Raw genomic sequence first — 23759 nt, 5'->3', positions numbered from 1 at the left:
TCGAGATCATAACTTATGGCGGCACTACTAGGATTAATCGAGTTTCAATATAAAAGCGCTCTAGAATTGAGTGATGTTCTTGCGCAAGAAAAACAAGCGATTGCCAACCGAGTGTCGAAAGATATTGAGCTCATTGCCAAGCAAAAAGTCACCTTGATTGAGCAACTTCAAACCACCGATGAACGTGTTCGTCGCCACCCTGATGTAGATAGCCTAACCACGGATCCAGAGTTGAGCCCTCTGGTTGATAAAATCCGTGAACTCATCAGCGTATGCCAACAAGAAAATGACATCAATGGCCAAGCATTGCAGCGAGCACAACTCAGTTTCAATAAACTCAATAATATGATGCAACAGTCACAAGGAAAGCTCGGTATGACCTATACCGCAGAAGGCCAAACTAAGAACGTGACAACCTTGGGCACTAACATCAAAGCCTAAAGCCAATTGATACCGATAACAAAAAAGCGGCAATCATAATTGCCGCTTTTTTGTTATCGGAGAGAGAAGAAATTTAGAACAGGGTTTGTTGTCGTTTTTCTGGAACTTGTTGCACTTCGCCGTAATCGCGCAACTTATTCATCTTCTGGATATCAAGGCGTAACTCTGTGACATAACTGTCACCCACTTTATAGCTGCGCACCACTTCGGCACCACGAATCACCCCATCCACAGCGCCAGAGGTTAATTCCGTTCCTAAACGTTGATCTTTTAAATCAGCCCGGCCACTGACGCGCATACCATAAACTTGTTCTGCCAATTCTCGGTATGCATCAATCTTAGAAGCACGCATCGCACGCACTTGCTTTTCTTCTTCATTGCGGCCGATCTGTTCACCAATACTGGCATAACCCACCGCCGTCAGAAAGTCATCCGGACGCATGTTATTTAATGGCTGACACCCCACCATTATCAATACCACCGCGAGGAGAAATAGTTTTTTCATGTCACCACCTATGGACGCAATATAACCGTGTAAGGTTGAGTAATAGTTGGGTCTGAACGTATAAGTACACCATCTTGAGTACGAATACTATTGAGCGTGTCTAAATCTCGACCAATACGATCCGCCGGTAAGAAGCCTTGCGCCGTTGCAACAACCACACGCGATTGCATCCCCACCACACGGGCATTGACTAATACCCCACCTTCTTGACGTAGCATAGTGCCAGTCAACACATATTGGATGTCTTGTTCTTGAGCGAGATCCTTCCAATCGCGGCTAAATGCAAAGTCCCCCTGCTGCGTTACTTGAATCGACCCAGTGGTTTTGAAATCAATCACTTTAAATCCGCGACGTTGAAATTGATGGATAAACCCTTCCGAGACTGAATTACCCAACCAGTTACTTGCATCCATATTCTGCAGATCGACAAAAGAGGTCACGGCAATCGGTGTCCGTGCCGAAACACTCGTATTGGAGATCATTAAATCTTCCGTCAAGCTCTCAACAAAGAAGTCAAGAGTATGACGCGGACTCTCCATCAACATAAATTGTGAGCCTGAATAAGGTTCTTTACCATTATAAATTGGAGCATAGGCACAGGCGGTGAGAAACACCACGGGCACTAGCAATAGCCATTTTTTCATTCTCTAATCTCCGATACATTAAGGCTTAAAATGTCGAATCTTTTAGCTCTCTTCTAAAAGTGGAACATTCCTTGCTTTTCAAACTGTGTAATCGTTTTGAAAGGCAACACCTAAATCCGCTAAGTTTTAATAAGCAAAAAATGAACCAACTTGGTAAATAAACATGAAAAAATCTCTACTTATCTTGTTATCAACTTTTTATGTCAGTTTGTGGAGTCAAGTTGCATCTGCGGGTTGGTATGAAGTCACAGGCTCAGCCACGATAGTCTCTTCTGAAGAGGTCGCCCGCATCCATGCACTGGAAGATGCGCTGTATAAGGCCGTCAGTTTTTCAGGTGCCGATATCGGCAGTATTGCCAACATACGTCCAATCCTGGAGAGTAACCGTAACGAATATCAATTTACCAATAGCGAAATACGCTACATTGTGGTCGATGAACAGAGAAAACGTCGCGACACTATGTTTGTAAAAGCACGCATCGACATTTACCCATCGGCAACGGGTTGCCACGTCAGTCAGTATAAAAAGACATTTTTGGTCGGCAATGTTGATATTGCCTCACCTCAACAGGCGGTTATGGGCCAGATTTATGATGTTGGGGATGATTTTGCTAGTGTCATCAACCGCCAACTCGACCAAGAGTCAGTTAACTTCGTCTCAGTCGGAACCACTGACTTTGAGATAGATAAACGGAACCCGGAGCGTCTGAAAATGATCGCTCAAGATACTGGCGCCCAATACATTATTGGTGGTGTTATCACCGATCTAACCGCAACCATTGACAGTAAATTGCTTAGCAGTGATGTTATCAACCGTCAGTTTGCTCTTGAAATGACTGTCTTCGATGGCAAAACCGGTAACGAAGTTTACAATCGTAATTACCGCGAGGTCGCAAGTTGGCCCTTTGCAAAAACCAGCCAAGTTGATACACGAAGCGCGCGCTTTTGGGCCTCGACTTACGGCAATATGATGCTGCGAGTCAGCCGCAATATCATGCTTGATCTAGAGGCGGAAATATCCTGCAAAATTACGCTACCTGAAGTGGTCGCCAAATGGGGCAACACTATCACTATCGATTTAGGACGCGTTCATGGCGTCGAGGAAGGCGACACCTTGCAGCTTTGGCATACTGGTTCATTTATCGATCAACGTGGCTTACCGCGCAATAAAGTAACCGCAACGGATGTTACATTAACCGTTTCACGCGTCTACGAAAATGAAGCGGAACTGACCGTTGATCAAGCTGAGCTTGCAGGAAGCATTCAAATTGGCGATGTTATGCACAAACAAATGTAAAAAACATGGACAGTGCTTAACTTATTCTTTGAATTCAGTATCATAACTGTACGCTCCCGTGGCACAGCTGGATAGCGCGGCCCCCTCCTAAGGGGCAGGTCACAGGTTCGAATCCTGTCGGGAGCGCCATATTTTTCAAAGAGTTAGCAGATTGATTTGCTAACTCTTTTTTGTCTCTACTGCTTCTGAGCCAATTAACGAGTCAAGTTATACAAGCCTGCACTGGCCCTTGTAATCATGCTGCTAACTTATCCAAAAATTAGGCTAAGCCAATCAGAGTTACACTTTCCTTAAACTAAGCTCATCTTTCATCGGCACCAATGGCGTATAGAGCCTTTGTTATGTGTCGCCTTCAGCTCCGATAAACTGAGTTATTGTAGGCTGCAGGAAGCGTAGCCAGTCCAATACTTCATGAACACAATTGAATTAGAACCACTAATCTTTATCACATAATCCCAGCTATATTCTTGGGGGTTATTCTCTGTCCAATACTCCCTGAGGGTCGGCCAACCTATGGCTCTCTCCTTCACAAAAGTACTTAGCTCGTCTGCACTTGGCAGCTTCATACCTCTCTGCTCACACATACTTTTAGCTTGTTCGTAAGTAAAAGTAGCCCACTTCGGCCCAAAGTCTATTTCAGACTTATGCCCCGTGTAAGAATAACCTCCAGCATCAGCCTCATCTTTAGTTAGTGGCAAAGAAAATTCATTTGAAGTTTGCGACGGTGGCGGTAAAGGAGTATTCAACACTTCACCACCGGTACAGACCACGTATTGATGTCCATGCGGATAAAGAGTTGAACCTCCGCCATCAACGCCAACTGTGTAGTAACGCCCCTCAGGGTCTAGGGTAGATGACCAATAATTCTTAGCAATTGGCCATACGTTAGGGTCAATATCTTCATACTGTTTAAACCAAGCTTGCATCTCTTCTAATTCAAATTTAGTTGGCAGACGCATACCTTGCTCTTGACATAAGCCTGTCGCTTGTTGGTAATCATATGTGGGCCAAGATAAACCCGTGCTATATTCTACGCTTACTGTCGAGTATGAAATGCCAAGATCATCAGCTAGATTACTCTGAATTGGTACACTAAACTGTGTAGAGGATATGCCAGTCACATCAGAATTAGCTAACCATGCCTCACTTTCACTGCCAATATTTTTCCATCGAGATCTTAGCTTCTCGACCTCTAGTTCAGTCACATAGGCTGCAATAATATTATCTGGATCGTGAAGCACATCATCACTGTTTATATCATCAATACCTTTAATAACCCTTTTCAATTGGCTGGAAATCAGAGCCCAACCTCCCCTCAATCTTTGCTGCTCGGCCAGCGCTAAACGGCTACTCTCTAATATTTTATCTATGCTATCAGTGGCAATACTCCAGGATAAATAAACGGCTTGATCGTGAGCCATCTCTTTTCTTAACACAACGACATCTTCACGAATAGACTGAATTTGATTTTTCAAAGTCGCAGCTTTGGCAGAACCACTACCTGCTGTACTTATCGCAGCAATGGTTCCAAAAGGAAAAATCCATGCATACGTTGGCGTCGTTGCTGCGACTTTTACCCATTTACGATATTCTAGGTTCAACTCATCGATTCTTCGTTTTAATTCATCAATTTCTCTACTTGCTTCGCTTCCATCGTTTTCTAGTATGCCCTGATTTGCGCTCTGCAACCGATCAAGAGCCTGCACCTGAACATCAAGAGAGTTGATAAAGTCTGTGAGGCCATTCCCGAGCGAGTCAGCATCTTGATAATATTTGTTCGCATCCTCAAGCATAGCTTCAAGTATTATTATCAAATCAGATTTTGCCCGTTCAAATGCCATATCATCTAAGTTCTCAGCAGCTTTCACAATGAGTTGAGCTTGATGTAACATCTCACTCGATATGTCATCCACCTCGTTAGAGTAGACAATCAAATTCTCGAACAAAGAAATTATTCTATCTCGATAACCAGATTCGCCTAACCACTGACTTGATATTTGATTAATGTTTTGATAATTGGTGAGCATCCCCTGATATACATCATCAAAAGCCACGTTGTTGCTCATATTAAAACGCTTACGCATACTCTCTTGAGTAACAGGTAATATGCTCGCGCTTCGAGCCAGCATATTCAATTTAATCCATTCTTCTTCGCTCAAAAGAAAATCATCACTTTCAGATGAAAATACGTCCGGATTCCCAAAGCCATTAACACCTTCTGCCAGCGATATGTTATGTACTGCCAATATACATGACGCTGCCAATGCTGTTTTACACCAGTTCATAATTGCCTCTCATAATCTAAATGTATCACTAATACCGAGGTTTGAATTGCGCCACAGCATATAATTGTATAGCGCGAGGATAATAATTTAAGTCTAAAACTTGGGCGTTATCCATTCCCCAGAAAAGAAGATCTTAATACTATCGACTTTACTCAAATCGAATTTTTCATATTCAAATAATTTAACAGTCCAAGTAGAAAATGGTGTTGGTTTAAAGATAAACTTTCCAAAGTCTTCAGATATGTCACCTGGCGTGATAATTTTATATTCATCTCCTTGTTTAAAGTATGAATATATTCGATGAGACTCCTTAGTGTTAAACATATATGGCTCACTTTGATAAAAATCTCTAAATTCGCCTGTATGTGTTATTTGAAATTCATATTTTCCATCTTTCAGCTCTGAACCATACAGTTCTACGCCAATACTATCTAAACGTACTCTTTCTTTATTGTTAAATATTCCACCACCAAAATTTTCATGGTTTTTCTCATCAATAACAAAACTAAATTCACCGGTTTCCAGAAGCCTATTTAGAGAAGTTTTATCACCAAGGTTCGTATCTATTACAAAACTCTGAGGAGGATTTTCATAAAAAACCTCCATCGCATTGGTAAGCTGCTGATCCATAGAAACTAGATTTTTATTGTACTCCAAGTAACTGGTATTAACTCGAGGTGTTACTGTACTATCTTTAAAAGTATGATATTTGTAAGCTGCGTTGTAATTAAGTAAAGCGCTATAAAGTGGGCGCTTAAATAGGTTATATACTCGGAAAAGATATTGTTCTACTTCTTTCAACGCTTGTTCGTCAGTATCTAAACCATCTATATATTGAACTACACTGGCATAATCTTTTTCAATAGCCTCTTTCGCCAACTGAAGCTCAGTTAACCTATATGTGGCTATAATAAATTTCACTTGCAACTCAGACAAACTCGAACCCCAAGTCATAAGCTTATATAGCTCACTTTTGTATTCTCTTGTGCCTAGAACACCGAGATCTTGAGCAGCACCAAGCACAGTATCAATATCAATTTTGGCCAGTTTCCAGCTTGTACTAGAAGAGCCGAGATCAGGCATATCGACTCCTAAGTCTCTCATGAGTTCATTTAGCTCTGCTGTTAGTTGATTATTTTTTATTAGTTTCAATATGCTATCTAAATTAGCACTGAGATCTTTGATCTTCTTGATATCTTTACTAAGTTGCTCTAACCGTTTCGCAATCGTCACTGCTTGCTGAGCGCCCTGTGCGGCATCACCTACTGCTTGTGCCGTGCCTCCTAATGCTGCAGGTCCTATAACAAATGCAGAAATCACTGATGAGCCCAGTTCAGCCAAAGAGCTAAACACTTCGATCGTTAGCCCAGCAATAAACTTTTGCTGATAGTCAATAATACCCTGCCTGAAATTTTGTTTGGCTGTTTTTACTACACCCTCTTGTTCCTTAAAGCTTTCAATTCTGCTCTCGATACTATTTTGGAAAGAGGCAATCTGTCGTTCTTGGTTTTCAATAATACCTTGCTGAGCACTAAGAGCATGATCTAGCTTATCCAACATCAGACGAGCACTGTTTTTCCGTACTTGAATATCGTTTTGGTGGTTTTCGAACTGGTCATACTCGCTTTGAAATGCTGCCATGGCATCCAGAATTTGACTGTAATTATCGAAATATAAGCTTAAATCAAGTACTGGAACAAAATTCTGGGATTTTTTAGAAGAGGCATAAAATAAAGATAGACTCTTAAGGGAACGGAAAATATCGTCAAAATCCCACTCATTTTCCTCATTAATTAGAAAATCACTGCTTGACAAAATATCGGCATACCAATTGAGTATATCAATGCTAAGCTGCGGTTTACTATCGTAAATCGACGCACCGTAATCATAGGCACGCTTGAAAATATAATCTTTATCTTCGTTTAGTTGTACAATCATTCCCTCTATACTTTCGCTATCATAAGTAACGATTTCCCTACCACGTAAGTTTCTGTATGTAAATTTGAAGTTTTCCTCTTTGTCTTCAACACGAGTAATGCTTCCTGATGCAGAAGTGATGAGTATTCCTGATTCAATCTTGTCGGCAATGATAGTTACAGATGTGTTAGTATCCTCCCGTTGACTAAAGCCAATAAGCCCATCACCCTCAATAATTCTCGCCAGGATAACAATGTGTTTACCTTGAATATTTTCTGAAATGACTTTATCAAGCAATAACGTATCAGCAATAAAAATATACCGCCCTCTTTCCGGATACTGCTTGAAGGTTTTATTTAAATCCTCTGCGTCAAGCAACATTGCTTGCCTAACAACTTTACGGGTACTAATATCGCTAACTTCCTCCGTTTGACCCGGCATATAACTTGGGATAGAAACATCGTAATAGTCAGACCATGGATTTGCTGATACTCCAAAACTTGCTAGCAGCAACCCTGTAAAAACCTTGCTCTTCTTAAAAAACATAAGCAGTACTCCATCAACTTAGTGGGGAAAAATAAAGGCAGCCCAATTTATTGCTGCCTTAAGTTTGCTATTCGTTGCTTTGAGTCACGTAAGCGTTTCGTACCCAGTCTTCGGTAGAGTCTTTGATTTCTTCCCAGCGGTTCTCCAAATATCCAAGTTCTTGAGCGGTTAGCGTTAAAGCAGTCAGTAAATTCGGGTTACTGATAACATCTTCACTGTTTGCTTCTTGTATACCTTCAAGTGCCGCTTCTAGTTGAGCAACAACGAGCACCCAAGCACCTTTGAGTTTCTCAAGTGCATTAAGTGCTTCTGATAATTGATCTCGTGTGTTTGTAATACTGCTATTGGCAAGCTGCCATGACGCGTAAGTGAGCTCCTCTGTCTTGAGCCGCTTAGTCAGATTATCAATATCCTCTTTGATGAATTTAATTTCGTTTTTTAATGCAATGGCTTTTGCAGTCCCCACAGATGCAGTACTGATCGATGCAATTAACCCAAAAGGAACAGCAACTGTAGAGTAGACTGGGGACGTTGCCGCCACTTTTACCCATTTGCTATATTTTCTATTTACTTCTTCGACTCTATCTTGTAATTTGTCTATCTCGTCTTTTGTTGCTGAACCGTCATTTTGTAGAATGTCGGAATTTTTTGATTGGACCACTTTAAGATCCTGATATTCTTTATTTAAAATATTAATAAATCCGGTCAGTTTTATACTGAGATCATCAGCCTTATCATAATACTCTTGAGTATTGGTGAGCATTTTTTCCAGTAGTATTCGAGTAACGGTTAAATAACTGTCACCCAGTGCAAGATCATTTTTCAAAATAGCTAACCATATTTTTTCAACAACAGATGAAATATTCTTACTCCCTGTCAGAACATCATCCGAGTAAATGACAATATCTGTGGCTAAGCCGACCATTTGATCTCTATACCCTCCCGCATTAAGCCATTGCCCTGAAGTATCATGTACACTTTGATAACTGCTCAAAAGCTCTTTATAGTTACTACCAAAGTCCAAAGAACCTAATTGAAATGCATTGTGCATATCCTCTTCGGTGATAGGCAAAGTCCTTGCTGCTGCAGCAAAAATTTGAATGGCTACCCACTCATCTGTACTTAAAACAAAACTCTCTTGGTTCGTTTCTTCGTTTGTGTAGGTAAAGTCTTTTGGTACATCACCAATTTTTTGTGCTAGAGAATTTGCAGAAAAACCACATGCAAATAAAATAGCTAGAGCGGTTATTTTCAATTTCATACTATGTTTCCTTACGTGACAAAAATTATCGTTTATCTATTAGTTCTAATTTGCACACCTTTTGATGATAGTAATATCAATATATGTTATTAAAATGTAATAGTTAAAATGTAATATTTGAAACAAAGAGATTCATATATCCTACCCAACCAAATTTGGTAACTCCTCACACGCGAGATCTACTTCCAATGCTTTACTCAAATACCCTTTATCACCGTACAATTTATCTATCAGACTGGCGGCTAATTCACGGACAGGTTGGGTATCATGAGCCTGCTGTACCCTTGCGCGCAGCATTCAGCGTGTAAAAAGAGTATTGAACTGTGCTTGTTTTTAGTGTATGGAAGAGAGATGGTTCTGTCGAAAATATAGTTTATAGTTAAAGACGCGATTATTTAGAGCCCGTCGATTTAAGCAACAAAGCCAGTCACAGGTTCGAATCCTGTCGGGAGCGCCAAAGATGAAAAGGGTCAGAAATGTTTCTCATTTCTGACCCTTTGTTTTTCTTATCTTCACCATCTCGCAAGATTCATCTAAAATGGTTAATAACAAAGTTATCGATAACCTGAGATATGAAGAAAAGTAATTTAGAAACCAACACAGGTCACCGCTTTATCTCAAAAGCAAAGACTGCGTTTAAAATTCATATTCATACGCCTGATGATACCGTTTTGCATCGCTCTGTGGGCTACATCCGCATTGGGGAAAAGAAAGGTCTGAAGAAGGCGATAAAGTTACGCAATGAGCTTGGTAGCGAAATGTGGGGGAAATTTTGGCGCAGGTTACTGAAAGATCCTTACTTAATGACTCGTCTTCCCCACTCCATTGAACCCAAGATAATTTTTAAGCCCAGACCAACCAAAGAAAATCCTAGCGCTAAAGATGAGTGCTACATCGCGGCATGGCGCAACTATGATGAAAATGGCAAATTGATTTATAGAAGCGTGGTCTGTTCGATTAAAAAACATGGACGACTTGCCGCTTATACTAAGACCAAAAAAGCACTGCTCGAGGCCAACAAAGAGAACTTAGAAATTTTGGAATTTATGGGGCGGTTAAATAGCATTGATCTTAAGTAACTGCCTAATCACATAAAAAGCCTTGGTGATATTCCAAGGCTTTGGTTTAAGCAACAATAAAAGAGTGACTACTCTTGGTATTCAAAAGCAGGGACGATAATTTCAACGCGGCGGTTTTTCACTCGCCCTTGTGGAGTGTCATTGCTGGCAATAGGGTTGTTTTCCCCTTCCCCACTCACCGTAATACGCGAACGATCGATGCCTTGCTCAACCAATACATCTGCTGCCGATTGGGCGCGTTTCTCTGACAATTTTTGATTGTAGGCCGCCGCACCCGATGAATCCGTATAACCCGTCACTTCGACCATCGATTGTGGGAACTGCTTCATAAAGCTAACTAGCTCATCAAATACAGGAAGGCTTTCAGGCTTGAGTTCAGAGCTATTTATCTCAAAGGCCCCTGAATCGATAACTTTCGCTTCAAAAATTTTGACTACGGGCGCAACAACCGCCTCTTCAACCACCTCTTCGACGACTTCTTCAACCATCGGCTCTTCAGCGATATAAGGTTCAGTGGTTGCTTGTTGGTTAGCACCAAACGAGTAAACAAATCCCAACGTTGCAGAGTGTGCACTCGCATCGGTCCAATTGCCACCAACGTCTGACAATTGTTGATATTCTAATCGAACCGATAGAGGGTTACTGGCAAAAAACTCAAAACCAATCGCCCCCAAGAACGTCGTGTCATTCGCGCTGGCATAGTCCACTCGCGCCGCACCGACTTTTGCATACAAACCAGCACTTTCACTAAAATGCCAAGTAAACTTGGGCGCTAATGTCCACGCACTCACAGTGTCGTTATCCACCCCATCAACCGTAAATTCACCTAAATAGTCATAACCGGCTTCAAGTGCAAACCAATCATAAAATTCATACCCACCCAGAAGGCCAAGAGTCAATGAGTCATCATCACAATCAGCGGTAAGCGACGTACAAGCGTCATCTAACCAAGATTTCCCGACTTTACCGCCGACATAAAAGTTTGCATTTGCACTCATGGATGCCAATACAAGCGTACTTGAAATTATCACTGCTAACTTATTCATGAGTCTTCCCCATTTCTCATTATGTATAGGTTGTATAACCTCAGCGGAAAAGCGACTTTACTGACTCACCGATGAAGTTAATGTGCATTATTGCATACACTCAGCAAAATACCTTCACCAAAATATAGCAATAACCCTGATAGTTAGCATATTGGTACTAAAGGTAATACGCACAGGTTAAGCGTTTATGCTCTCGGCTAAAAAACAAAAACCGCAGCAAAGGCTGCGGTTTGAAAACAAACATTACGGGCTCGGTTAGGCGTTGGCTTCACGCTCAGCAATGAAATCAAGCGCCATCTTAATACGAGCAATACAACGCTGTTTGCCAATCAATTCCATTACTGCGTCTACAGAAGGAGATTGACCGCCACCCGTTACTGCTACACGTAGCGGCATACCGATTTTACCCATGCCAATTTCTAGCTCTTCACAAACCGCAGTAATCACATCTTGCTTGATGTTATCGGTTGTCCAATCAGAAAGTGCTTCTACTTTTGCAAGTGCTAGTTCAAGAGGCTCTTTTGCAACACCACGTAGATGCTTCTTCGCTGCGCCCGCTTCAAACTCAGCGAAATCTTCGTAGAAGTAACGGATTTGCTCAGCTAGCTCTACTAGCGTGTTGCAACGCTCACCAACTAACGAAATCACATCCGTAATCGCCGGCCCGTTAGTTACATCGAGTTTCTGCTGTTCTAAGTGCCATTGCAGGTGCTCTGCAACGTAGGCAGGATCTGAGTTTTTGATGTAGTGGTTGTTCAACCACTGTAGCTTTTCAGTGTTAAACGCTGATGCCGACTTAGAGACAGCGTTTAGGCTAAATAGGTTAATCATCTCTTCTTGAGTGAAAATCTCTTGGTCTCCATGAGACCAGCCTAGACGCACTAAGTAGTTGTTCAGTGCCGCAGGTAGGTAGCCCATATCACGGTACTGCATCACTGATACCGCACCATGACGTTTAGACAGTTTGGCACCGTCGTCACCAAGAATCATTGCACAGTGTGCGAATGTAGGAACTGGTGCACCGAGCGCCTCATAGATATTGATTTGGCGAGGGGTATTGTTGATATGGTCTTCACCACGTACAACGTGAGTGATGCCCATATCCCAGTCGTCAACCACAACACAGAAGTTGTACGTTGGCGAACCATCGGTACGACGGATGATTAAATCATCCATTTGGCTGTTGTTGATTTCGATACGACCACGGATTTGGTCATCAAAAATCACACTGCCTTCTTTCGGGTTACGGAAACGGATAACACATGGATCGCCATCTTTCGCCGCTTCGTTTGCCGCTTTAATTTTTGGGTGATTTGCATCGTAACGAGGCATCTCTTTGTTGGCTTCTTGCTCGGCGCGAACTTCGTCTAGCAGCTCTTTAGATGCGTAACATTTGTAGGCTTTATCTTCTGCTAAAAGCTTATCAACCATCTCGTTGTAACGATCAAAGCGCTGAGTTTGGAAGTAAGGACCTTCGTTCCACTCAAGACCTAGCCATTCCATGCCTTCTAGGATCGCATCGACCGCTTCTTTAGAGTTACGCTCAAGGTCAGTATCCTCGATACGTAGAACAAATTCCCCACCTTGGTTTTTCGCGTATAGCCAAGAGTAAAGTGCAGTACGTGCACCACCAACGTGAAGGTAGCCTGTCGGGCTAGGAGCAAAACGAGTTTTAACCGTCATGTAAAATACCTTGATTGTCTAAATGACTGCACCCTCAACATAAAAGATAAGTGATGCCAAAATTGCGCGTTATTTTAGCACCGATATGCAAATCTACAATCCTTGACATCATTTTAAGTTTTTCATTGCCCACTGCATAAAGCCTTGTTGCTGCTCACGGCTCATGTGTAAAAACGATTGCCGTAAATCTTTATCGAGTGTTGAACGGTCTTGTTTTGGTGCAGATTGCTGAGAATTGACAAACGCGCTGTTGTACTCTGCCACTTCGTGTTGGTAATCACGAAAGCCTTGTAAGCCATTTTTTCTCAGCTGAACTAACTCAAATTCGAGTGGATTGCCTTGTGAGTCTTGCAACAAGAGTTGTGGTTGAGATGAAAAAGCCTTGGCCTCTTCAATCGTACGAAATGTTGAATAGCTAAGTTGTAACTGCTGAGAGTTAGCTACATCAAAAGTCAGCACCAACAAATCAGAGTCAAACTTTCTTCGTTTGCCATCTTCAAAAACGATCTGGCCGATGGTTACAGCAAGTTGGTTATGTCCAGTGACCACTGAGATCTGATTACCTTCGGAGACTGAAACATGCTGACTATTTAATAACTGCGCAGTGATCTCTTTTTGTAGCGTCAACGTCGTTTGAGCAAAAAGCGAAAATGACATCAGTAAAGTCACGATAGCGAATATTAATTTTTTCATAATGGTCTCGATTGAAGCAACGGGAAAAGGGCATTTCAATCAATGCCCTGTCATCGTTAAATAAAGATTGTGTGTCTAATCCACGCTTTAGAAGTAGTATTCAACACCCACTGAATACTCGACATAGTCACCTGATTTGCCGCGAATCGTCCCTTTATCGGCGTCAACGTGGCCGTTTGTGTAAGAGACTTCTTCACCGAAATCGAGTGTACGAGCACGAGCATAGAGCACCGCTGATGGGTCAACAAAGTACATGATTTGGCCCGATAGAACGTTGTCGCCTGAGTTTTCGATGGTTTTACCGTCACGCTCTAACTCAAAGTTGGCGGCATAACCAATCTTATATTGCCAGTCACCTGTGGTGTACATCAGTGCTGCCGACATCGCATTGAGTTTCTCTTCCACCCCTTCTCGAGATTTCGCATCCATCATTTTGTACTGGGCATAGAAAGAGATCCCGTTGTCAAACCAACCTTGTAGACCAATCAAGTAAGAGTCGTTGCTCCACTGCGTCCCTTCACCTTGAATGTTGCGGTTACCTTCATAAGCGGCGTCAAATTGGATAGGGCCTACTTTGTAGTGCGCTGCACCACCGAGCCAATAATCATCCCCCGCGCCTAGCCCTGCTTTATCTCCTGAGCCCGCGGCGATATCTAACGAGAGTGCATCAAAATAGGTTGGTGTATCCCAGCGGATGGTATTAGATTGACGATCTTGATATTTGGCGCCACCGATTGTTCCGCCCCAGTCATACACATCACCAAGACCTGGATTCGACGCTGGCCAGTCAACTAGCTCATACATCGGCGTGAGTACGCGACCAAGACGTACCTGCCCAAGTGAATCACCTTCAAAACCGACGAAGGTATCTCGTTCACCCAGACCTGCGCCTTCGCCACCGAAACTTGGATCAACATAACCACCTTCAATCTGCCAAATAAACGCAGGACCAAAATTAGCAAAATCTTTCTTACCACGGAAACCAATACGTGATTCATTGTTTAATTGCATACCACCAAGCTCATCATCTTTTGTTTGAGAGCCGGTATCGTAATCACGAAACGCGGCCTGCATCGCGATGATACCGTAGACTTCATAAGCAAAAGAGTCTTTGGTTAAGTAGTTTTTTGCAGCATCACTGTTAGCACCGTCAGCGAAAGCTGCGCCACTCAGCACTAAGCTTGATACTGCTGCGCCAAGAAGTGTCTTTTTAAAATGAGACATAAGAAATAACCCCTATTGTTTTTGAATTTTCCTTGCCCCTCTCACAGTTCTAACTTGCTGCTTCGAGGGGCGGTATTTATGGACAGGGGCATAGTGGCAAACTTTTTTTGCATCAAAAAACTAGAGGATAAAAAACTCTGACGCTGTTCAAATCAACAAAACAAAAATTTATATAAACTCAATAAAATCATACAATTAAAATTAAACATCAAGAATAAAAAACGTCAATTTCTACTATGTGGGTAGTAAACCATCGTTAAACACAATCAAGACGTGATCGGGATCTCTGTGATTTTTTAACGATTTACGCAACTTTATAAATTGGTCATAAAAAATTTGAAATGACTCGCAAGCTCAATGACTTAGATAATCTCATTAAGATGAGTTTTAACGTTTTGCTTGCTATTACTTGACCTTACCCTTGCAGTAAGGTTTACGCTTAGCAACAGTAACGTTTTCGAGGTGATGTGATGACTAAGTTTGATATTCCCCTATCAGGGCTCAACTGCATGGGATGTGCAAGAAAAGTAGAACGGGTAATGGTCGATGATCACCATGCAAAAGTGCTTGAGCTATCCCCGACTTTTATCTGTCTGGAAAGCAATAGCACACTGAAAGCATTGGTTGAGTCGATTGAGGCATTGGGATATCAAGCAGGTCACCTTTATCACTTCTATCTTCAGGGACTGAACTGTGGCAAGTGTGTGGCAAAAATAGAAAATGCCCTCGCCAACGATAGTGCCAATATACAATTTAGTGCGACGAAAACTGAGCTTGAGATTAGAACGCTCAATGATGCAGACTCAATTAAACAGCTGATTCACTCGCTTGGTTATCAAGCCGATGAACAACCCGTTGTTGAACCCAACATTAAACCCAGCATTGAACCAGCAGATACAGCGACTCCACCAGACGACAAAGTGAATTCACCGCTCGCAACACAACCGCTACATTTACTTATCTCAGGAATGACATGCGCAAGTTGCGTCTCTTCGGTAGAAAAAGCGCTGGTTTCGGTCACAGGCGTAGAGCGAGCTCAAGTTAACCTAGCCGAGCAGAGCGCATTGGTGTTTGCCTCATCTGAACGTGATGAGTTGATCTCGCAGTTAACCGATGCCATTCAACAAGCAGGTTATCAAGCCCAAGTGGTCGATGACCCTGCTACCCAACAACAGCAGCAACTTGAACAGCAGCAAATCGTTCAAAGTGGACACAAACAGAGTGCTATCCGTGGGATTCTGATTGGTGCGCCATTAATGCTTTGGGGTATTTTCGGCGGCAACATGATGATCCGCAACAGCAGTGACCAGCTCGCTTGGGGTGCTGTGGGCATGCTTTGCTTGTGGTTATTGGCAACCGCCGGACGTTCATTTTTCACTAATGCATGGCAAGCGCTCACTCACAAACGCGCCACAATGGACACCTTAGTTGCACTCGGGACAGGTGCCGCATGGCTATTCTCTATGTTGGTGGTCGCTTTTCCTCAATGGTTTCCGCTCGCTTCACGCCATGTCTACTTTGAAGCCAGTGCGATGATTGTCGGCTTGATCTCTTTAGGCCATTACATCGAAGCAAAAGCAAAAGCGAAAACGACTCGCTCTTTGCAATCACTCATTAATTTACAGCCACAGACGGCCACCCTCGTTTCTGAACAAGGGGATCAAGAGATCGCCATTGATGCTATTACTGTTGGCATGACTCTAAGAGTCAAACCGGGCGAAAAAGTCGCTGTTGATGGCGAAGTATTATCTGGCGACTCTTACCTCGACGAATCAATGCTCACAGGTGAACCGCTCCCTGTGACCAAATCTCAAGGTGATACGATTTCAGCCGGGACCATCAACCAAGATGGCTCACTGCTGTTCAGAGCCACAGGGGTTGGCAGTGACACCATGCTATCGAGAATTATCAGTATGGTTCGCGAAGCACAAAGCAGTAAACCTGCTATCGCGAAACTTGCCGATCAAATTTCAGCCGTGTTCGTGCCTGTGGTCGTCATGATTGCGCTGGTTGCAGCATCGATTTGGTTTGCAGTCGGACCGGAACCCAAAGCTAGCTATATGTTAGTGGTGGTAACAACCGTATTGATTATTGCTTGCCCTTGTGCGCTTGGCTTAGCGACACCACTATCAGTAACCGTTGGCGTCGGCAAAGCGGCTGAGATGGGTATTTTGATTAAAGATGCGGATGTTCTGCAATCAGCCAGCAAAATAGATATGGTGGTGTTTGATAAAACCGGAACCTTGACTCAAGGCAAACCGGCGGTGGAAGACCTGTTCTCTGTTAATGACGATAGTGATCGCTTACTCTCGATTGCCGCCTCTGTCGAACAGTATTCTGAACATCCTCTGGCAAAAGCGATCGTCCAAAAAGCTCAGCAGCAAAAACTTAGTTTAGTTGAATCAAACAACTTTGATAACCGCCGAGGTCAAGGTGTAGTGGCACAAGTTGGCCGCCAACAAGTCACAATTGGCTCGGTGAGTTTTGCCAAGCAACAAAAATGGGATCTTAGCCAAATTGAACAACCGCTTAAACGCTATCTTGCCAATGCATGGACCCCAGTGATTGTTGCAGCGGATCAGGACGTTATCGGGATTATCGCGATAGCCGACCCACTCAAAGCAGATGCAAAGCTGGCTGTTGATCGCTTAAAAGCCAGCAAGATCATCCCTGTTATGTTGACTGGCGATAACCAAGCTGTCGCAGAGGTCATCGCAACCCAACTCGGTATCGAACGTGTGATCGCGCAAGTGCTACCCGACGAAAAAGCGCACCATATCGAGCAACTGCAAAAAGAGGGACATCGCGTGGCGATGATTGGTGATGGCGTTAATGATGCTCCTGCCCTTGCCCTTGCTGATATCGGTATTGCCATGGGCAGCGGCAGTGACGTTGCCATTGAGAGTGCACAGATGACTCTCCTCAACTCTTCTCCGTTAGCGGTAGTGAAAGCGATCGAATTGTCTAAGGCAACGGTAAAAAATATGAAACAGAACTTATTTGGTGCCTTTGTCTACAACTCATTGGGTATTCCGATAGCTGCAGGTGTGCTTTACCCAAGTTTTGGCTTCTTACTGAGCCCTGTGATTGCCGGAGCGGCGATGGCGCTCTCTTCCATCACGGTAGTGAGCAACGCTAACCGTTTACGATTATTTAAAACTTCTTAGGAGTGACTATATGAATAAAAAACTTTTTGCTTTGGCAGCACTCGCTGTGCTATCTGGCCAAGCGATGGCAACGGATGTACTCAACCATAAATCACCATACTGTGGTTGTTGTAGTGAGTGGACCAAGCATATGCAAGAGGCTGGCTTCAACGTTGAAGAAAAGCTGCATGAAAACATGAATCCGATTAAACAAAAGCTTGGCATCACACCAGAGATTGCCTCATGCCACACTGCAGAAATCGATGGTTACGTATTTGAAGGCCACATTCCAGCACAGGACATCAAAGCCTTTTTAGACAATCCACCACGTAATGCGAAAGGTTTGGCTGTACCAGGAATGCCTATGGGTTCACCTGGTATGGAGTATGGTGACAAAAAAGACTCATATACGGTATATGCATTTGATAAAGATGGTGACGTTATCGAGTTTGCACAGCACTAAGACCTTAATTCTAATGAACAAGATAGGCTTAACTTCAAAAACGTAAAGAGTAAATTAGACACTCAACAAAAAGGCCAGCGTACTATCGCTGGCCTTTTTTAGTTAATTTCGCTTAAGCAATAAGCTTAGAACACGAAGGTACCACCAATAACAAGTGCATTGTTTTGGCCATCAAATGTTTGGTCTGGGTAAGACGCATCTGTTAGGTCTAGGCCATTCGCTTGTGAACGGTACTCAACGTACGGCTGGAAGTTACCGTTACGAGTCCACGTTAGACGGAGCTCATGATCCATAAGATCGGATTCAGTCATATATACGTTGTTGTACGATACGCGGAGTGGAGTATCTTGCAGTTGATATGCGAAGGTAGTGTCTAAACGGTAATCGTTGTCTGCCTTGCTGTCTTCCGGTAGATGCGCACGGAAGCGGTTGGCCCAACTAAAGCCGTTATCCATATCGTAACCAATTTTCACCAATGGACGGTACTGAACCGTATCACCGTTTTGCAGCAGGTGTTGGTAACCAGCGCCAACCCAGAAGTTATCAGTGATAGTGAAGCGCTGCTCACCACCAATGGTAAGGAACGGGCTAAACTGACCTGCACTACCTGGCTCATTGACGATGTTACCCATTTGTAGGCCATCAAACTCAGCGTAAATTGTTGCGCCGCCGAGACCATTAGTAAAGGTATGGCCGACCTCTAGAGTAGATGAAGCATCCGTGCCATGAATTCGACCATCATCGTGGAACTGAATGTTACCTGTTACATAAGTATTCTTCGCGGTGCTTTTTTCTGTTAGTTGGACATTCTCGTCAAACTCATTGGCCATAGCTGGAGCAGCGATAACAGAAGCAAGAGCTGTCAGTGCAAATAGTTTTTTCATTATGATCTGCCTTTTTACTAAAATGTGTAGCGGTCGTTCACGAGGTAGTTCTTCACCTATAACCGCTCAAATGATTTGCCTCCCTGGCTTGGCGAACATAATGTCTGATTTAATTCATGATAAAAAATTAATCCTAACTTAGTGCGACGCACATCAACGTAAAAAACAAAAAAGTAATTTAATTCTTAATTTTCATACAGTTAATAAAATCAAAAATAAAATAAAAAACCAAACGGTGATCAAGTTCGCGTTTATTTTTTATTTCTAACAGCATAGCCCTCGTTAACTCACACTCAATTTAGGTTCCTTTAAGTTTCCACTGCTAATAATCAGATCTTGATCACTTAATGTAGTGTTGCGTTGCTTATGCACAAGCACATTTCCCCACAAAGACCCATACAGCGGATGGCTTAGAACGTAAAAAAGGCCGCACACGCGACCTTTGATTGGAATAATGATTGGCTGATTTAACAGTTTGAAATCAAATCCACCATCATTTGAATATGCAACTCATCATCATTTAGACATGGAATATAGGTAAATTTCTCTCCCCCTTTTTCCATAAAGATCTCACTGCATTGATCGGAAATTTCTTCTAGTGTTTCCAAACAATCAACGGAAAAAGCAGGAGCAATAATGTCGAGATTCTTAATACCTTTGCCTGGTAATGTCTCTAGCGTTTTGTCGGTATAAGGTTGTAGCCACTCTTCACGTCCAAAACGCGACTGGTAAGTCATCCCAATTTGGTTGGGAGCCAATTCAAGCTCTCGCGCCAATAATGTCGTGGTACGATCACAATGTTGCGGATACACATCACCATTATCAGCATAGCGTTTAGGAATACCATGATAAGAACACAGTAGGTAATCACCTTTACCGTTCTTTTCCCAAGAACGTCTGACACTTTGAGCAAGTGCTTTGATGTACATGGGGTGTTGGTAGTAATCTCGGATAAACCGATATCCTGGCATGACAGGCATGTTTTTAAACGCTTTAGTCAGGCCATCAGAGACTGCTGCGGTCGTCGTTCCTGAATATTGCGGGTACAAGGGTAGCACGATGACATCTTCTACCCCTTGTGCTAACAAGGCTTCAAGACCAGATTGCAAACTTGGATTGCCGTAAGTCATCCCCACTTCCACAGGAAGCTCGATCTTGCGAGCAAGCTTATTCGCCTGTCTCTTCGAGTAGACCATTAGAGGCGAGCCTTGTTCCATCCATACACTTTGATAAAGCTTCGCCACTTTTGGCGCACGAATTGGCAAAATCACACCATGTAAAATGGGACACCATAACCAGCGAGTCATATCCACAACACGCTTATCATGGAGAAACTGGCTTAAGAAACGCTTGACTGCAGGGGCTGTCGCTTCATCCGGTGTGCCCAAATTCACTAATAACACACCTTGTTTTTTATGATTTTGCATAGCTTCCTATCAACACTGAAATGGGTGGTTACGTAACGAAGAGTCTTATCGATCAACGTACAGCAATAAAAAAAGCGACCTATGTAGGTCGCTTTTACTATAACAAATTTTCCAAATTCACGCTTAGTGAATTATGCCAGTGCTTTCTCGATATCTGCACTAACTTCAGTAACTTGCTTAGTACCATCAAACTTAAGGTACTTAGTGTTACCCGCTTGTGCTTCTTTACCGTAGTAATCAATTAGCGGTGCGGTTTGTTCGTGGTAAACACCAAGACGTGCACGTACTGTCTCTTCTTTGTCGTCATCACGAACAACTAAGTCTTCACCCGTTACGTCATCTTTGCCTTCAACTTTTGGCGGATTGAACACAACATGGTAAGTACGACCTGAAGCTAGGTGAGCACGACGACCAGCCATACGCTCTACAATAACGTCATCAGCAACGTCAAATTCGATCACGTAGTCTACTTCGATACCCATCTCTTTCAGGCCATCAGCCTGAGGGATAGTACGAGGGAAACCATCAAGTAAGAAGCCTTTTTCACAGTCATCTTGAGCAATACGCTCTTTGATCAGACCAAGGATAATTTCATCAGAAACTAGCTGACCAGCGTCGATAACAGATTTAGCTTGCTTGCCAAGTTCTGTACCTGCCTTGATAGCCGCACGTAGCATGTCACCGGTAGAGATTTGTGGAATACCGTACTTCTCCATGATGAATTGAGCTTGTGTGCCTTTACCTGCACCTGGAGCACCTAGAAGAATGATGCGCATGTTGAATCCTCTTAAGATAATGATGTTTTATACCGAAGCTCACTATGTCAGGCCGTGGCTTTGACGCGGCTCACGGTAAGTTTCGGTATAATTATTTGCGGTTAACAATAAAACAGGCGTGCACATTACACGCCTGATCGTTTCGTTTCAAGATTGCATTCTACCATACAAATTGAAGACCGAGAGCGGATTACGACTAAAGAATGCTTAAACACTCACTATCATCTGCAACATCGCGGGGTTTCATTCACAATTAATGCAATTAAACCAAAAAGCCCGCAAGATGCGAGCTTTTTGAGTCTTTTAGGTTATTAGCCCTTAGTCAAAAGGGTATTGATGGCGCCAAGGAACTGAGACGGATCTTCCATCGAACCACGTTCAGCTAACATTGCTTGGCCGAGTAACACTTCAACCCAACGACCAAAAGCTTCCTCGTCAGCTTCGTCCGCCATACGCTTAACCAATTGGTGCTCCGGGTTAATTTCGAAAATGTACTTCACTTCTGGTGCAGCTTGACCTGCCGCTTCAAGTAGCTTAGCCATTTGTGTACCCATCTCGAAATCGTCGGTGACCACTACCGCAGGGGTTGTCGCAAGCTTGAAGGTTGTGCGCACCTCTTTAACACGGTCACCTAGATAGGCTTTAGTGCGCTCAACAACTGACTTGAACTCTTCTTCTGTCTCTTTGCGTTTTTCTTGCTCAGCTTCATCTTCAAACTTGCTCAGATCAAGACCCGCTTTGGTAATCGATTGGAACGACTTACCATCGAACTCAGTGAGGTAGTTCATCAGCCACTCATCAATGCGATCAAACATCAAAATAACTTCGATGCCTTTGGCTTTAAATTGCTCTAAGTGAGGGCTATTTTTTGCCGCTGCATAGCTGTCAGCCGTGAGGTAGTAGATCTTATCTTGACCTTCTTTCATACGTTCAACATACGAAGCAAGGCTCACCGTTTGATCTGCTGAGTCAACTTCTGTTGATGCAAAGCGCAGTAGACTAGCAATTTTCTCTTTATTGCTCATGTCTTCAGCTGGGCCTTCTTTCAACACCAAGCCAAACTCTTTCCAGAATGATTGGTATTTCTCTTCATCATTCTTGGCGATTCGTTCCAGCATGGTCAGCACACGTTTCGTACATGCATTACGTAGCGACTGAGTCACTTTGTTATCTTGCAGGATTTCACGCGATACGTTAAGCGGCAGATCGTTAGAGTCAATCAAACCACGAACAAAACGTAGGTATGATGGCATAAACTGCTCGGCGTCATCCATGATAAACACACGCTGTACATAAAGCTTCAAACCTGATTTATGATCGCGGTTCATCATATCCCATGGTGCTTTCGCTGGGATGTAAAGCAGACTAGTGTAATCGTTCTTACCTTCAACGCGGTTATGACTCCACACCAGTGGATCTGCAAAATCGTGTGATACGTGTTTATAGAACTCTTGGTACTCTTCGTCAGAGATATCTGCTTTATTACGAGTCCAAAGCGCTTGAGCCTTATTAATTTGCTCCCACTTTTTCTCACCCGTTTCGTTGCCTTCTTCATCGCGCTCTGCGGTCTGAATAGCAACAGGAATTCCGATATGATCTGAGTACTTGCTGATCACTTCACGAAGACGCCACTCGTTGAGGAACTCTTTGCCGTCTTCGCGCATGTGAAGAATAATGTCCGTGCCACGCGACTCTTTATTGATGTCTTCTATCGTGTACTCACCTTCACCGGCAGAATGCCACTGTACCGCTTGATCCGCTGGCAAGCCTGCTGCGCGAGTACGCACCGTTACCGCATCAGCTACAATGAATGCAGAGTAGAAACCAACACCAAATTGACCAATCAATTGCGAGTCTTTTGATTGCTCATCCGACAATTTCGAGAAAAACTCAGCTGTGCCTGATTTGGCGATTGTACCTAAATGTTCAATCACATCATCACGACTCATACCAATACCATTATCAGAAATGGTCAGTGTGTTTGCCGTTTCGTCGAAGGAGAGTTTGACGCCAAGTTCAGCATCACCTTGATAGAGGTCAGGATTAGACAACGCTTGGAAGCGCAGTTTGTCAGAAGCGTCAGACGCATTAGAAATCAGCTCGCGCAGGAAGATCTCTTTATTTGAGTAAAGAGAGTGAATCATTAAATGAAGTAATTGCTTAACTTCAGACTGAAAGCCACGAGTTTCTTTATTGTGGGTAACTGTTTCGCTCATGATAACTCCATAAGTACTTTACATATCAAGCCAATAAGTTAATTACTCTAATTTGCTATTGACTCTAATCTGTCCATTAACATGAGGGTGACAAATGTAAATTCAAGGTCAACAAAGATAAAAACAGTGTTTTTTTGTTTTTATTTTGACTATTCTTGACACCTTAAAAATCAAAAAATATAAACTAGTTGTTCAACGGCAATAAAACTGAGCTTTCGAGTAGCTT

Annotated in this window: 18 protein-coding genes, 1 tRNA gene and 1 pseudogene; 6 read left to right on the top strand and 14 right to left on the bottom strand. The window is 43.0% G+C overall.

Annotation, left to right across the window (positions count from 1 at the left end):
- The first annotated feature begins 15 nt into the window (after nucleotides 1–15).
- Nucleotides 16–441, top strand: coding sequence for a flagella synthesis protein FlgN (locus tag BS19_RS11990; RefSeq protein WP_038175533.1), 426 nt, complete (start codon nucleotides 16–18; stop codon nucleotides 439–441).
- Between the two features lie 73 nt (nucleotides 442–514).
- On the opposite strand, the gene flgP is transcribed toward BS19_RS11990, so the two are convergent.
- Together flgP and BS19_RS11980 are read right to left on the bottom strand one after the other, a co-directional pair.
- Nucleotides 515–946, bottom strand: coding sequence for a flagellar assembly lipoprotein FlgP (gene flgP / locus BS19_RS11985; RefSeq protein WP_038175532.1), 432 nt, complete (start codon nucleotides 944–946; stop codon nucleotides 515–517).
- Between the two features lie 8 nt (nucleotides 947–954).
- Nucleotides 955–1590, bottom strand: coding sequence for a FlgO family outer membrane protein (locus BS19_RS11980; protein ID WP_038175531.1), 636 nt, complete (start codon nucleotides 1588–1590; stop codon nucleotides 955–957).
- 163 nt (nucleotides 1591–1753) lie between these two features.
- Here BS19_RS11980 and BS19_RS11975 point away from each other — a divergent pair, with 163 nt between their 5' ends.
- Together BS19_RS11975 and BS19_RS11970 are read left to right on the top strand one after the other, a co-directional pair.
- On the top strand, nucleotides 1754–2887 hold the full coding sequence (locus BS19_RS11975) for a flagellar assembly protein FlgT (protein WP_038175530.1): 1134 nt from the start codon (nucleotides 1754–1756) through the stop codon (nucleotides 2885–2887).
- A gap of 52 nt (nucleotides 2888–2939) precedes the next feature.
- Nucleotides 2940–3016: transfer RNA gene (locus BS19_RS11970), tRNA-Arg, on the top strand.
- 242 nt (nucleotides 3017–3258) lie between these two features.
- Here BS19_RS11970 and BS19_RS11965 read toward each other — a convergent pair.
- From BS19_RS11965 to BS19_RS20585, 4 genes and pseudogenes are all read right to left on the bottom strand, one after another.
- On the bottom strand, nucleotides 3259–5172 hold the full coding sequence (locus BS19_RS11965) for an alpha-xenorhabdolysin family binary toxin subunit A (protein WP_038175529.1): 1914 nt from the start codon (nucleotides 5170–5172) through the stop codon (nucleotides 3259–3261).
- Between the two features lie 93 nt (nucleotides 5173–5265).
- On the bottom strand, nucleotides 5266–7635 hold the full coding sequence (locus tag BS19_RS11960; protein ID WP_038175528.1) for a hypothetical protein: 2370 nt from the start codon (nucleotides 7633–7635) through the stop codon (nucleotides 5266–5268).
- A gap of 67 nt (nucleotides 7636–7702) precedes the next feature.
- On the bottom strand, nucleotides 7703–8896 hold the full coding sequence (locus tag BS19_RS11955) for an alpha-xenorhabdolysin family binary toxin subunit A (protein WP_038175527.1): 1194 nt from the start codon (nucleotides 8894–8896) through the stop codon (nucleotides 7703–7705).
- A gap of 171 nt (nucleotides 8897–9067) precedes the next feature.
- A pseudogene (locus BS19_RS20585) lies at nucleotides 9068–9163 on the bottom strand (transposase); the annotation flags it as partial.
- A 305-nt stretch (nucleotides 9164–9468) separates the two neighbouring features.
- On the opposite strand from BS19_RS20585, the gene BS19_RS11950 reads away from it, so the two are divergent.
- Nucleotides 9469–9975, top strand: coding sequence for a hypothetical protein (locus BS19_RS11950; RefSeq protein ID WP_038175526.1), 507 nt, complete (start codon nucleotides 9469–9471; stop codon nucleotides 9973–9975).
- Nucleotides 9976–10043: 68 nt separating this feature from the next.
- Here the strand turns inward: BS19_RS11950 and BS19_RS11945 are convergent, their stop codons facing one another.
- The 4 genes from BS19_RS11945 to BS19_RS11930 form a co-directional block, all read right to left on the bottom strand.
- Entirely contained in the window at nucleotides 10044–11021 is a 978-nt protein-coding gene (locus BS19_RS11945; protein ID WP_038175525.1) for an OmpA family protein, read from the bottom strand.
- Between the two features lie 255 nt (nucleotides 11022–11276).
- Nucleotides 11277–12704, bottom strand: coding sequence for a glutamate--tRNA ligase (gltX, locus tag BS19_RS11940; protein WP_038175524.1), 1428 nt, complete (start codon nucleotides 12702–12704; stop codon nucleotides 11277–11279).
- Between the two features lie 108 nt (nucleotides 12705–12812).
- Nucleotides 12813–13400, bottom strand: coding sequence for a YccT family protein (locus BS19_RS11935; protein ID WP_425425014.1), 588 nt, complete (start codon nucleotides 13398–13400; stop codon nucleotides 12813–12815).
- An 84-nt stretch (nucleotides 13401–13484) separates the two neighbouring features.
- Nucleotides 13485–14621 carry a porin gene (locus BS19_RS11930; protein ID WP_038175522.1) on the bottom strand — a complete coding sequence of 379 codons (1137 nt, stop codon included), beginning with the start codon at nucleotides 14619–14621 and terminating at the stop codon, nucleotides 13485–13487.
- 470 nt (nucleotides 14622–15091) lie between these two features.
- Between BS19_RS11930 and BS19_RS11925 the strand changes: the two genes are divergently transcribed.
- Both BS19_RS11925 and BS19_RS11920 read left to right on the top strand, forming a co-directional pair.
- A complete protein-coding gene (locus BS19_RS11925) occupies nucleotides 15092–17788 on the top strand; it encodes a heavy metal translocating P-type ATPase (RefSeq protein WP_038175521.1) in 2697 nt (898 codons plus the stop codon).
- A 10-nt stretch (nucleotides 17789–17798) separates the two neighbouring features.
- Entirely contained in the window at nucleotides 17799–18230 is a 432-nt protein-coding gene (locus BS19_RS11920; RefSeq protein ID WP_038175520.1) for a DUF411 domain-containing protein, read from the top strand.
- A gap of 125 nt (nucleotides 18231–18355) precedes the next feature.
- On the opposite strand, the gene BS19_RS11915 is transcribed toward BS19_RS11920, so the two are convergent.
- The 4 genes from BS19_RS11915 to htpG form a co-directional block, all read right to left on the bottom strand.
- Nucleotides 18356–19114: an oligogalacturonate-specific porin KdgM family protein gene (locus tag BS19_RS11915; RefSeq protein WP_038175519.1), complete on the bottom strand. Its 759-nt coding sequence runs from the start codon at nucleotides 19112–19114 to the stop codon at nucleotides 18356–18358.
- A gap of 467 nt (nucleotides 19115–19581) precedes the next feature.
- Nucleotides 19582–20541 carry a ferrochelatase gene (gene hemH / locus BS19_RS11910; RefSeq protein ID WP_038175518.1) on the bottom strand — a complete coding sequence of 320 codons (960 nt, stop codon included), beginning with the start codon at nucleotides 20539–20541 and terminating at the stop codon, nucleotides 19582–19584.
- A 131-nt stretch (nucleotides 20542–20672) separates the two neighbouring features.
- Entirely contained in the window at nucleotides 20673–21317 is a 645-nt protein-coding gene (gene adk / locus BS19_RS11905) for an adenylate kinase (RefSeq protein ID WP_038175517.1), read from the bottom strand.
- Nucleotides 21318–21628: 311 nt separating this feature from the next.
- Nucleotides 21629–23533, bottom strand: coding sequence for a molecular chaperone HtpG (gene htpG, locus BS19_RS11900; RefSeq protein WP_038175516.1), 1905 nt, complete (start codon nucleotides 23531–23533; stop codon nucleotides 21629–21631).
- Nucleotides 23534–23759: the final 226 nt, after the last annotated feature.

It is taken from the genome of Vibrio pacinii DSM 19139 (genome assembly GCF_000711795.1).
Lineage (GTDB): Bacteria > Pseudomonadota > Gammaproteobacteria > Enterobacterales > Vibrionaceae > Vibrio > Vibrio pacinii.
This window is presented reverse-complemented; position numbering and strand designations above follow the sequence as displayed.